7 protein-coding genes are annotated in these 12449 nt (G+C 60.7%); 3 read left to right on the forward strand and 4 right to left on the reverse strand.

From position 1 onward, the window contains the following. Positions 1–105: 105 nt before the first annotated feature. Positions 106–1146, forward strand: coding sequence for a threonine aldolase family protein (locus tag VLA07_RS25745; protein WP_016772826.1), 1041 nt, complete (start codon positions 106–108; stop codon positions 1144–1146). A gap of 161 nt (positions 1147–1307) precedes the next feature. Next, positions 1308–2132 carry an SDR family oxidoreductase gene (locus tag VLA07_RS25750; RefSeq protein ID WP_333992363.1) on the forward strand — a complete coding sequence of 275 codons (825 nt, stop codon included), beginning with the start codon at positions 1308–1310 and terminating at the stop codon, positions 2130–2132. A gap of 121 nt (positions 2133–2253) precedes the next feature. Here VLA07_RS25750 and gbcB read toward each other — a convergent pair whose 3' ends face one another. Continuing rightward, positions 2254–3354: a glycine-betaine demethylase subunit GbcB gene (gene gbcB / locus VLA07_RS25760; RefSeq protein WP_123532446.1), complete on the reverse strand. Its 1101-nt coding sequence runs from the start codon at positions 3352–3354 to the stop codon at positions 2254–2256. Positions 3355–3635: 281 nt separating this feature from the next. Between gbcB and gbcA the strand changes: the two genes are divergently transcribed. Then, complete coding sequence (gene gbcA / locus VLA07_RS25765; RefSeq protein ID WP_333992365.1) at positions 3636–4931, forward strand: glycine-betaine demethylase subunit GbcA; 1296 nt, start codon at positions 3636–3638, stop codon at positions 4929–4931. Between the two features lie 102 nt (positions 4932–5033). Here the strand turns inward: gbcA and VLA07_RS25770 are convergent, their stop codons facing one another. The 3 genes from VLA07_RS25770 to VLA07_RS25780 form a co-directional block, all read right to left on the reverse strand. Next, entirely contained in the window at positions 5034–6278 is a 1245-nt protein-coding gene (locus VLA07_RS25770) for a metallophosphoesterase family protein (RefSeq protein WP_333992367.1), read from the reverse strand. Positions 6279–6303: 25 nt separating this feature from the next. Continuing rightward, positions 6304–8172, reverse strand: a complete 1869-nt coding sequence (locus VLA07_RS25775) for a hypothetical protein (RefSeq protein WP_333992368.1) — start codon at positions 8170–8172, stop codon at positions 6304–6306. Positions 8173–8370: 198 nt separating this feature from the next. Next, positions 8371–11823 carry a GMC oxidoreductase gene (locus tag VLA07_RS25780; RefSeq protein ID WP_333992369.1) on the reverse strand — a complete coding sequence of 1151 codons (3453 nt, stop codon included), beginning with the start codon at positions 11821–11823 and terminating at the stop codon, positions 8371–8373. Between the last annotated feature and the right edge of the window lie 626 nt (positions 11824–12449).

Consider the following 12449-nt stretch of genomic DNA (forward strand, 5'->3'; position numbering starts at 1 on the left):
TTTTCTGACAGCGACATCCCGTGTGCTCCCCGGAAGATCTTCGGTAAAGTGCGCACCCTCATTGACCACGAGCCTTCACAAGAGTCTCGACCACGGAAGCCGGCCATGACCGACAAGAGCCAACAATTCGCCAGCGACAACTACTCCGGTATCTGCCCTGAAGCCTGGGCCGCCATGGAACAGGCCAACCACGGCCACCAGCGCGCTTATGGCGACGATGAATGGACCGCACGTGCGGCCGACCATTTCCGCAAGCTGTTCGAAACCGACTGCGAGGTGTTCTTCGCCTTCAACGGCACCGCCGCCAACTCGCTGGCGCTGTCGTCGCTGTGCCAGAGTTACCACAGCGTGATCTGCTCGGAAACCGCCCACGTCGAAACCGATGAATGCGGCGCCCCGGAATTCTTCTCCAACGGCTCGAAACTGCTGATCGCCGGCACCGAAAACGGCAAGATCACCCCGCAGTCGATCCGCGAGGTCGCGCTCAAGCGCCAGGACATCCACTACCCGAAACCGCGCGTGGTGACCCTGACCCAGGCCACTGAGGTCGGCAGCGTCTACACCCCGGAAGAAGTCCGCGCCATCAGCGCCACCTGCAAAGAGCTGGGCCTGCACCTGCACATGGACGGCGCGCGTTTCTCCAACGCCTGCGCATTCCTCGGCTGCTCGCCGGCCGACCTGACCTGGAAGGCCGGCGTCGATGTGCTGTGCTTCGGCGGCACCAAGAACGGTATGGCGGTGGGTGAAGCGATCCTGTTCTTCAACCACAAACTGGCCGAAGACTTCGATTACCGCTGCAAGCAGGCCGGGCAACTGGCGTCGAAAATGCGCTTCCTCTCGGCACCGTGGGTCGGCATCCTCGAAAACGACGCCTGGCTCAAATACGCCCGCCACGCCAACCACTGCGCGCAACTGCTGGCCGAGCTGGTCAGCGACATTCCGGGCGTGGAACTGATGTTCCCGGTGCAGGCCAACGGCGTGTTCCTGCAACTCTCGGAACCGGCCATCGCCGCGCTGACCGCGAAAAACTGGCGCTTCTACACCTTCATCGGCAAGGGCGGCGCACGTTTCATGTGCTCGTGGGACACCGAAGAAGAACGCGTACGCGAATTGGCCCGTGACATCCGCGAAGTCATGTCCGCCTGATTCCCCCTCTGTAGGAGCTGCCGCAGGCTGCGATCTTTTGATCTTAAAAACAAAATCAAAAGATCGCAGCCTGCGGCAGCTCCTACAGGGATGGCGATGACTCTTGGTCTACATTGTCTGTCGAGCCCTCCGCTCACATAACAATAAGCAGGAGCATCGGCATGTCGCTACAAGGCAAAACCCTGTTCATCACCGGCGCCAGCCGTGGCATCGGGCGTGAGATTGCGCTGCGTGCCGCGAAAGACGGGGCCAATATCGTGATTGCGGCCAAAAGCGCCGAAGCCCACCCCAAACTGCCTGGCACCATCCACAGCGTAGCCAAGGAAGTCGAAGCCGCTGGCGGCAAGGCATTGGCCCTGCAAGTCGATGTGCGTGATGAAGACGCGGTGCGCAATGCGCTGGCCCAGGCCAACGAGCATTTCGGCGGCATCGATGCGCTGGTCAATAACGCCGGGGCGATCAAGTTGACTGGCGTGCAGCACATCGAACTCAAGCGTTTCGACCTGATGCACCAGATCAACACCCGCGCGGTACTGCTGTGCAGCCAGGCCGCCCTGCCCTATCTGAAGAAATCCGCCGGACACATCCTCAACTTGTCGCCACCGCTGAACATGGCGAACAAGTGGTTTGCCCAGTTCAGCCCCTACACCGTGACCAAATACGGCATGAGCATGCTGACGATCGGGATGAGCGAGGAGTTCGCCAGTTACGGCATCAGCGTCAATTCACTGTGGCCGCAGACGATGATTGCCACCGCCGCCATCGAATTCCAGTTGGGCAACCGTGAGTCGTTCAAGCATGCGCGCCTGCCTTCGATCATGGCGGATGCGGCGCACGTGATCCTGGGAAGCAGCGCACGACAGATCACTGGACGACTGCTTATCGACGAAGAAATTTTGCGAGAGCACGGCGTGACTGAGTTCGATCATTACCGGTTCGAGCCGGACAGCGACGCCGCACTGATGCCCGACCTGTTTATCGACTGAAATACATTCCCCCTGTGGGAGCGGGCTTGCTCGCGAAAGCGGTGTGTCATTCAACACGTATGCCGACTGATCCGACGCCTTCGCGAGCAAGCCCGCTCCCACAGGGGATTTGCATCGATCCTTAGAATTCGATGCGCACGTCGCCCTTCGGCACGCTGCAGCACGACAAGATAAACCCTTCCGCCTCGTCGTCCTCGGTAATCCCACCGTTGTGCTCCATCTCCACTTCACCGCCGAGCTTGAGCACCTTGCACGTGCCGCAGATCCCCATGCCACAAGCTTTCGGGATCATCAGGCCAAGCTTGGCCGCTGCTGCGTGCACGGTTTCGCCCGGGGCCACGCGAATGCTCTTGCCGGAGGCGGTGAACTCGACCTGATGCAGATCCGCCGCATCGATTTCCGGCGCATCGGCGGCCTGCTCGGCTTGCTCCACCGCATCGGCACGAGCTTCCGGTGGCGTGGCGCCGAAGGATTCCTCGTGATAACGCGACATGTCGTAACCGGCCACTTCCAGCAGGCGCTTGACCGCGTTCATGTACGGCGTCGGGCCGCAGCAGAACACTTCGCGCTCGAGGAAGTCCGGCACCATCAGTTCGAGCATCTTGTGATTCAGATAGCCGCGATAACCGGCCCACGGCTCGCCGAGCCCGTGTTTCTCGCAGATCAGGTGCAGGCTGAAGTTATCGATCCGCGACGCCATGTGTTCCAGCTCGCGGTGGTAAATGATGTCTTTCGGTGAGCGGGCGCTGTGAATAAAGGTCATGTCGACATTGGCGTTAGTGTCGTAGAACCAGCGCGCCATCGACATGCACGGGGTGATCCCCACGCCGCCGCTGAGATACAGCACTTTCGGGCTCGGGAAATCGATGGCATTGAACAGCCCGACCGGGCCGTGCACCGCCAGCTCCTGGCCTTCATGCAGGGTGTCGTGCAGCCAGTTGGAGACCTTGCCGCCCGGCACCCGTTTGATCGTCACCGAGAAGCTGTACGGCACCGACGGCGAACTGGAAATGGTGTACGAACGCATGATCGGCTGGCCGTCGATTTCCAGCTCCAGGGTCACGAACTGCCCGGGCTTGAAGAAGAACAGGATCGGCTGGTCGGCCATGAAACAGAAGGTGCGCACGTCCCAGGTTTCCTGGATGACTTTGACGCAACGGACGATGTGTCGGCCATTGGCCCAGGTCTGGGTGGTGACCGGATTCAGGAAGCTATTGGACATGCTGTTCTCCACGGCCGACTGTCGGCCTTCATGTGGCGATTCTGCGTATAGCGTGAACCGTCCGTTTACCTATCCGCGACATCGGCATACTTATCGCGACCAGCCCCCAACCGCCGGGGGTTGCGCGTCGGGAACAGATTGCACCATGTCGCCCATGGATAAGGTTCCGGCCAGCGCCGGCCCCACACTCGCCCCACACCAAGACGAATTTTTTACACCTTGCGTAGCAACCCTGATCAGCCACTTTCGCGGCCACGCAGATGGCCTTGAGGAATACATCGATGGACGTCACCGCAAAAATCAGCCTGGGCGATCCGCTGGAACCCGCACGCAAGGCCACCGCACAAATGCTGCAGGAACGCGAGCGCACCTTTTCGCTGCCGCAGCCGTTCTACAGCGACGAACGCCTGTTCGATATCGACATGCAGGAGATCTTCCAGAAAGAGTGGTTGATCGCCGGCATGACCTGCGAGATCCCGGCCAAGGGCAACTACCTGACCCTGCAGGTCGGCAAGAACCCGATCATCGTCATTCGTGGCGCCGACGGCGTGGTGCATGCGTTCCACAACGTCTGCCGCCACCGTGGCTCGCGCCTGTGCACCAGTGAAAAGGGCAAGGTTGCCAAGCTGGTCTGCCACTACCACCAGTGGACCTACGAACTGGACGGGCGCCTGCTGTTCGCCGGCACCGAGATGGGCGCCGACTTCGACATGAAGCAGTACGGCCTCAAACCGGTGAACGTGAAGACTGCCGGCGGCTACATTTTCATCAGCCTGGCGGAGAATCCGCCGGCCATCGATGACTTCCTGTCGACGCTGAACCACTACATGGAACCGTACGACATGGAGAACACCAAGGTGGCGATCACCACCACCTTGATGGAAAAGGCCAACTGGAAACTGGTGCTGGAAAACAACCGCGAGTGCTACCACTGCAACGCGTCGCACCCGGAACTGCTGAAAACCCTGCTGGAATGGGACGACGTCACCGACCCGCGCGCCGATCAGGCGTTCAAGGATCACGTCGCCGCCTCCGCCGCTGCCTGGGAAGCCGAGAAGATCCCTTACGCCCACGCCAGTTTCGGCCTGCGCAACCGCATCGTGCGCATGCCGCTGCTCAAGGGCACTGTGTCGATGACAATGGACGGCAAACAGGGCTGCGCCAAACTGATGGGCCGGATCAAGAACCCGGATCTCGGTTCGATGCGCATCCTGCACCTGCCGCACTCGTGGAACCACTGCATGGGCGACCACATCATCGTCTTCACCGTGTGGCCGATCAGCGCCCAGGAAACCATGGTCACCACCAAATGGCTGGTGCACAAGGACGCGGTCGAAGGCGTGGATTACGACGTCGACCGCATGCGCCAGGTGTGGGACGCGACCAACGATCAAGACCGGCGTCTGGCCGAAGAGAACCAGCGCGGGATCAACTCCACCGCTTATCAGCCGGGGCCGTACTCCAAGACCTATGAGTTTGGCGTGGTCAACTTCGTGGATTGGTACAGCGAGCGGATGCTGAACAACCTTGGGGCCGAGCCTGCGCCGTACCTCAAAGGCGTCCCGGTCCAGGGCTAAAATCAAAGGCAAAAGCTTCGCGAGCAGGCTCACTCCTACAGGGGAACGCATTCCAACTGTAGGAGTGAGCCTGCTCGCGATGGCGTCAGAACAGCCACCTCATTACTTGGATGACCACCTCACCGATCCATCCTCCCCAATAAACTCCTCAAAAATATCCTCCCCCACCAACCGCACCTTCGCATACCCGTTCAACACCCGCAGCGGATACGCCGGATCCTTGGCATCCTGCGTCTCCGACCACAACACCCGCGAATGCCCGTTCAGCTCGCTGGCATTGCCATAGGGAATCGCCCCATGCCCGGCGCAGCGCGCGTGCAAACCGCCCTGCTGTGCGTAAACGATGCCGTTGTGCAGATGCCCCCAGTACCAATAATCCGGCTCGCGCCCCAAAGCATCGCACACCGGTTGATACAGCGCGGTCTGGTGGTGTCCGGAAATATCGAAGCCCTGGTGATGACTGAGCACCATGATCTTTTTGCGTTTCGGCAGGGCTTTCATCCAAGTGATCTGCGGCTCGTTGAGTGTGCCGTCCATGTACAGGTTCATCGCGTCCGAGGCATACGCCGAATCCAGCCCGACCACTAGCCAGTCGTCGTTGATCAAGGCGAAATAACTGGTGCCCTGCTGCCCCGGAAAGCGCTTGGCCAGTTCCTTGAAATAGCCGTGGGCGCCGCTGTACATCTCGTGGTTGGAGTTGAGGGTGAACGAGCCGTGGCTGCCCATCGGCCAACCGGCCATGTCGACGTCTTCCTGCGAATGGCTGCCCGCGTAGTAGACGTCGCCCAGATGGATGGTGAAATCGGCCTGCGCCAGTTGCATCTGGTTGGCGACTGAAACCGCCGGCGCATGGCTGTCGAAGGGGCCGGTGCCCCAGTCGCCGGCAATCGCCAAAGTCACGTCGCGCTCCATCTGCACCACCGCCGGGTCAGTGCCGAAGGTCGCGTGATGGCGCAGGTTTTCAATCCACTTGAGCAGCGCTTCGCTCCACAGCAGGTCGAGCAATTCCCACTTGCGACAGCCGAGCAGGCTGCCGTCCTGCAACACCCGGGTCGCAAGTTGATCCGGCGATTGCGGCAGCGGCGTGGCATTGCCGATACGCAGGATCGACAACCCGTGGGACAACTCCCATGGCACCGCCGGTTCATCGCCCGGCAACTCACCGTTTTTCAGCACGTACTGCGCCTGATCGTGACCGCGCTGCAGCAGCTTGATGATCGCCTGAAACTCCTGCGGTTCCAGCTCGCTGATGAGCTTCATCCAGGCCATTTCCATGCGCGTGAACAAGCCGTGAATGCGCAGTTTGACCTTGTCGTACTCGTGTTCCCAATGACTGACCAGTGACATGGCGTAATCCTCTATCCGTAAGGGCTCACAGGGTTTTCATGAATTCGATCAACGCACGTTTGTCGTCGTCCGACAGCGTGGTGCCATACAGGTGACCGCTGTTGTGGTTGCCCTCCAGTCGGGTGTCGTATTTGAAATCCGCCGAGGCTTTGGCCTGAGCGCCCGTGGTGACAAAACCGACGTTGACCGGGTCGTAGACGTCGGAGCCGGTGATGAACACCACCGGACGTTTTTCCGGCGGTTGCAGCAGGTCCCCCAGGGTCGGCACCGAACCGTTGTGCAGGTACGGCGCGCGCAGCCAGATACCGTCAGTCGGCGTGTTGCTGTAGCTCTGGGTCTTGCGATACGCGCCGAAGTCGAATGGCGGTTTCTTGAAGGTGTGGAACGCGGTCACCAGACCGGTGGTGAACGAGTCCAGCCGATGTGGATCGGTGCCGAGTTGATCGATATTGGTGGTGACTTGCCCGGTGTCGGCGCGACCGAAGTCGTGGCACGCGGCGCAATTGGCATCCCAGATCGGCTTGCCTTGCGCGACTTTCGCCTGATCCAGCGCCCATGGCCACGCCGGCGCCTTGTGCCCGAGCAGCCAGTTGGTCACTCGGTTGAAGCTCGGCGGCAGCACCGATTCCGGGGTCGCGCCCACGGCCATCGCGGCGGCGTAGTTGCGTTCGTGGATCTTGTTGTTATTGCCGTCCCAGTGCAGGTACATCGATTCCCGCGGCTTCTGGTTCCACACTTGCGGCAGATCGACGGTGCCGATGGTCGAGTCATCCGGGAAGCCGAACACCACCATTTTCGTCGGGTTGAAGGTGTCGGTGCGGCCCGGGCCCTGTTGCGGACGCAGCTTCTGCCAGGCGTAGGCCTGCTTCTGCTTGAGCAAGGCGCTTTTCGCCATCGGGATGATCAGATAGCGGTTGTAGAGCTTCTCGAAAAAGCCCAGCTGGAATTTGCCGTTGATCGCCGCCATCACCGCGTCGGTGGTGAATTTCGGGTCGCTGGCGCAATCGTAGGCGAACCACTGGAAGGCCTGCAGTTGCAGGGTGTTGGCCGGCGCGCTCGGCACGTTGACCGCAATGTCGCTGGCATTGGCCCGGTAGGAGCCGGTGTGACACAGCGCGCAGTTCGGTTCCACGGTCGGGTAACCGATCTGCCGCTTGGCCATGCCGATCGGCAGGTCCTTGCCGTTCTCATAAAGAAAGCCGAACACTTCCCAGCCGCCGGGTTTGGGCAGTTTTTCCGGGCACATCTGCGGCAGCACGGCGAACAGGTAATACGGGATCCGCGCTTCGATGCCCAGACCGATGGCGGCGTATTTGTAGTGATCTTCGTCGGAGGCGTACTCCTGCTCCGGCACCACCCGCAGCATCTGGTACCAGGTCTGGTAACCGATGAAACCGAGCAGCGCCAGTACGACCAAGGTACCGACCTTGAAGGTATGGCTCTGCCATTGCCGCGCCCAGGCCGCGCGCAACTCGCGCCAGCCATCGCACAGCAGCGCCCATGGCCGGTTCGCGGGCGTGGTACCGAGGTACAGCAGAATGCCGAGGATCAGGAAGAAGCTCAGATCGCCCATCAGCATCGGCACGAACACCGAGCCTTGAATGCTCGTATTGATCAGGTAAATCCAGAACACCACGGCGATCAGCCGCGTCAGTACGCACAGCCAGGAATGCACCACATAGCGCGGCGCATTGAAGCCCGACGGCATGTAAAACACGCTGATGCCCACCAGCAGCATCCCGGCGTTTTCCAGCCACGGGTCGGAGAGTTGCGGCGGCAGACCGACCACCGATGTCAGCAATCCCGGCGCGAACAGCGCCGGGATCGCGAACACCATGTTCATCGCAATGCCGATCCAGATGAAGCGTTGAAACCAGCGGATGTAGCTGTCCATATCATCCATTTCCTTGTGCAGACCTTAGGAGAGTCCCTCTGTGTGATGAGCTTTTGTGGCGAGGGAGCTTGCTCCCGCTCGGCGGCGAAGCCGTCGTAAACCCGGCAGATGCGGTGGTTCAGGAAAACCGCACTCTCAGGTTTTGGGGCCGCTTCGCAGCCCAGCGGGAGCAAGCTCCCTCGCCACAGGAAAACCTCATCAGCCGAGGGCCGTTTTCTCCAGGTGCTCAAGGATGATCGGATACACATCCACCACCGCGTTCTTGCCGAACATGCAGTCGATGTGGCCGTAACCCGGCACTACGTGCCGGCTGTAGCGCTCCGGCCCGTGGACTTCGCAGACTCGCTGGTAGGTCTTGAGCGTGCTTTCCGGCAGGTAACACTGGTTCTCCGCGCCGCTGATAAAGCAGATCGGCATTGTCAGCCGCTCGAAGTGCGGCATGTACACATCGTTGCCTTTGAAATCCACCAGATGCCCTTTGCGCACGATCAGCGCCAGGTGCTCGAAGGTCTCGATGTTCGACTCGCCGAACAGCTCGTGCAGGTTGTCGTGCAGGGTTTCATTGAGCGTGTCGTGGCGATACAGCGAGGCGTACATAAAGGTGATGCGGTGGCACACCGGGTTGGTGCAATAACCCTGCGCCTCGATCCGCGCGTAGCCGTTGAGGGCCTTGTCGTAGAGGCGGTTGAACCAGTTCTCCTTGCTGTCGGCGTAAGCCGTCATCGATTTGATACCGATGGCATCGAGCATGCCCGGCAAGTGCAGACCAGCCTTCAACCCGGTAGCCGTGGCAACCACAGTGTCAGCGGCAATCTGCGAGCAGACCACCGAGCGCACACCCTGCAGCCCTGCCAGCAACGACATGAAGAATGTCGTCGCGCCGTAGCAATGCACCACGCACTGCACGTCTTTGGCCTGCGTCTCCTGCTGAATTTGCGCAATGGCAGCCTTGAAGTCGTACTGGGCGATCTGGTCGCCATTCCACTCTTTCTTGCTCGCCGGCAGCAGAATGCTCACCCGGAAATCCAGCAGCCACACGTCATAGTCGTGCTTGCACAGGTACTCCAGCAGGTTGGTCTGGATGGTGTCGGTGGAAAAGATATTCGAGCCGACGCCCAGGCCATGCACCAGCATCACCGGGCCTTTGCTACCGGCCTGATAACGGGTCAGGCGCAGCTCGACGCCGTCCTCGGTGGGGAAGAAATGCACCGCCGGGATCGGCGCATCCAGTGGCCGTTTCAGGCGTGGCGGCGCGTCGGGGTTGAAGTAGATATCGCCAGCGAAGACCCCGCCGTAACTCTCCCAGAGAATTCCGGCGAAGAACTTGCCGAAGCGCGCCAGGCCTTCGATGCGCTCGCGCTCGTTGCGCGCGTTGAGCACTTTCATGGTGGTCATCTGTTTGGCGAAATCGGTCGGATGAATGTGCATCACCCCGGAGCCGATCACCTCGCCCGACTTGTCCGGTCCGCGATACAGCGTTACGTACAGAGTGCTGGTGTCGTGCCAGATGTTGAGCACGCCGTTGTCTTCCGGCACGGTTTTGAAGGCGCTGAAGAAATAGTCGTTGCCGTCCTCGGCGGTCAGTTTCATGTCGTATTTCATGTGCCGTGTGTCGACCTGCTGCTCGAATTGTTCGAACAGATTGAACACGCCGTTGCTGGCGGTCAGCGGTTGCGGCGACAGCGCCGGGGCATTGACCGTACCGACAATGGTCGCGGCGTGCTCCGGTTCCTTGATCATCCGGTTGAGGTCGTTGGCGGTGATGGTCAGGGTAAAGTCGATCGGCGAATTATCTGCCTCGCCGCGTTTGGCCGCCGCCTCGTAGACTTTCAGATCGGTGCTTTGCGCGGCGGTGAAGGCGCGGGAGAAATAGCCTTTCATGGTTTCGGTGAACTGCACGCCGAGAGTCGGTGGTGCCACCTGTTTGCGCGGTGCCGACGGCAGCGTGTAGTCGATCTGCCAACCACGGTCAGCGGCGAGCAGGCCCATGTTGCGCTCGCTCACGGCGGAGATGGTCAGCAGCGGATTGACCGCCAGCGAGGTCGGGATCACCGCGCCGTCAGTCACGTAGAGGCTGGCGTAGACATCAGTGCCGTTGGCGCCGCTGAACACCTGGCCCTTGTGATTGACCACGCCTTGCGCGGCATCGTCGCCCATCACGCAACCGCCCAGCGGATGCACCGAGACGATGCTGTGCTTGAGCAGTTGGGTCCAGATCGGGTTCTCGACCCAGACCCCGCCCAGTGCCTTGGTGCTCTGGTACAAACGTTGGTTGCCGAGCTTGAAGTTTTCCTGCTCGCCGACACCCGGCCAGTCGATGCGCAACTGGTCCTTGTTGTCGAGAATCATCCGACCCTGGCCGCTGTCGTGGCTCATGATCAGGTAGGTCTGCATGTTGTGCAGCGCGCCGTAATACGGGCCACGCAGGAAGCTCTCGGCCTCGCGTTCCTTGTAGCCGAGCTTGCCGCTGAAACTGTCGTCGGTGGCCACGCCGATCATCTCGGCAAACCCGGCCATCGCCGGCACCATCGGCCGGCCGAGGGCGCCAGGGATCGAGCCTTCCTCGATGACCATGCGGCTGCGCCAGTCACCTTCGGTGCGCATGTCGATGACCGAGGTGATGCACGGGCCGACCGGGTGCAGTTCCTTGGCCGAGTGCGCGCCGAAGCCGATGCCGTTGATGGTCTGCTCGCAGTTGTGGCCGAAGCCGAGAATGTCACCGTTGCCGCTCATGTTCTCGCCGAGCTGACCGGACATCACCAGACCCTTGTCCCGCGAACGCAGCAGAATTTCGGTAGAGCCGAGGGTGCCGGCGGAGACCACGACGATATCGGCCTTCACGAACAGCGTCGGCGCGTCGAATTTCTCGCGCCCGCTGTCGAGGTACTGGAAGTGCACGATCCAGCCATCGCCGTCGCGCTCCAGATGGCGCACCTCGGCCTGGCAGAAAATCTCCGCGCCATGGTTCCAGGCATCCGGAAGATAGTTCATCAGCGTGGTGTTCTTGGCCTTGTTGTTACAGCCCGAGACGCAGTCGCCGCACTGGTTGCACGGCAGTTGCTCGACGCCGACGTGGTTGAGGTTGTTCGGCAGCTTGTCGAAGGTCACGTTGATCGGCGGCTTGTAAAAATGCGCGCCCTGCTTGAGGTAGTCCGCCGATTTTTTGTTGGCGTCGAGCTTGGGCAGGTTCGGCGCGCTGTTCGGATACGGATTGGGCTTGAGCATTTCCCGGGCACGGGCGTAACCGTCCTTGAGCAGCGTATCGCGATGATCGCGTACCGCCTGCGGCCAGCGTGGATCCTCGAACACCCCGGGTTCCGGCTCCAGGGCAACGTTGGCGTTGATCAGCGATGTACCGCCGAGGCCGCAGCCGACCACCACGTTCTGCTGGGCGTTCACATGCAGGTCGAACAATCCGGTGCGCGAGCCAATGTGGCCGTCCGGGTCATGCACCTGCAACTCTTCGGTCGCGGCGATCATGGTGTTGGGGTATTCACCGGGCTGCATTTCCCGCCCGCGTTCGAGCAGGCACACCTGCTTGCCGGCCCGGGACAGGCGCGACGCAGCAATGCCGCCGCCATAACCGGAGCCGATGACGATCACGTCGTAGTGTTCCTTGATCTCGCTGATGGGCGTTGCGATGCGTGTCATGAGGGTGTTCCTCTCTCAGGCAGATGGGGCAACTCTGCGGTTGCCTGCAATCAATGGGCGAACGGGCACCTGGCCTCCGGGGCGAGCCCGGCGACAGCACAGCGGTTAAAGCAGGAGGTCGCTACAGACGAGCGCGTTGATTGGCCGCACGACGTAACGTGCGCTTGCGTGGCGAGGGGGGATGGCGGTGTGGGCGGCTATCCATCATGCGTTCTCCCAGAACCTGATGTGGATAAGTGACGGCTGTCCTTGTGCCATTGCAGTGAAGACAGCGCAGGAATCGAAGTCAAGGCAACGGTTTAGAACTGTATGAAATCTGATCAATTGCTGTTTGGACTATGCCCGACGGGGCCTGCAGGGTTTGGCAAACAAGTTATCCACATAACCGCCCACAGCAATTGGGGGTAACTGTGGATGACTGGAAAAATAACTCGCTGATTTGTGAAGAAAAATCGTGACTTATCCAGAATGATGGTTTGCCAGACACATTGGCTATTTTTTGATCAAGCCTTTGTAAGCCACGTTTTTCATGGCTTGTAGAGGATGGCGAACACGTTATCCACAGAAGCACCAACAGAGTTCGGGGGTAACTTCGCGGCGGCTGTGGAAAAGCGCTGAGGGCTGTG

This window comes from Pseudomonas sp. S3(2024) (assembly GCF_036861315.1).
Taxonomy (GTDB): Bacteria; Pseudomonadota; Gammaproteobacteria; order Pseudomonadales; family Pseudomonadaceae; genus Aquipseudomonas; species Aquipseudomonas putida_A.

Bases quoted from the DNA above. Each gene is read 5' to 3' on its own strand.
- VLA07_RS25770 (WP_333992367.1), bottom strand. From the start codon at position 6,278: ATGTCACTGGTCAGTCATTGGGAACACGAGTACGACAAGGTCAAACTG.
- VLA07_RS25780 (WP_333992369.1), bottom strand. From the start codon at position 11,823: ATGACACGCATCGCAACGCCCATCAGCGAGATCAAGGAACACTACGAC.
- VLA07_RS25750 (WP_333992363.1), top strand. From the start codon at position 1,308: ATGTCGCTACAAGGCAAAACCCTGTTCATCACCGGCGCCAGCCGTGGC.
- VLA07_RS25745 (WP_016772826.1), top strand. From the start codon at position 106: ATGACCGACAAGAGCCAACAATTCGCCAGCGACAACTACTCCGGTATC.
- gbcA (WP_333992365.1), top strand. From the start codon at position 3,636: ATGGACGTCACCGCAAAAATCAGCCTGGGCGATCCGCTGGAACCCGCA.
- VLA07_RS25775 (WP_333992368.1), bottom strand. From the start codon at position 8,172: ATGGACAGCTACATCCGCTGGTTTCAACGCTTCATCTGGATCGGCATT.
- gbcB (WP_123532446.1), bottom strand. From the start codon at position 3,354: ATGTCCAATAGCTTCCTGAATCCGGTCACCACCCAGACCTGGGCCAAT.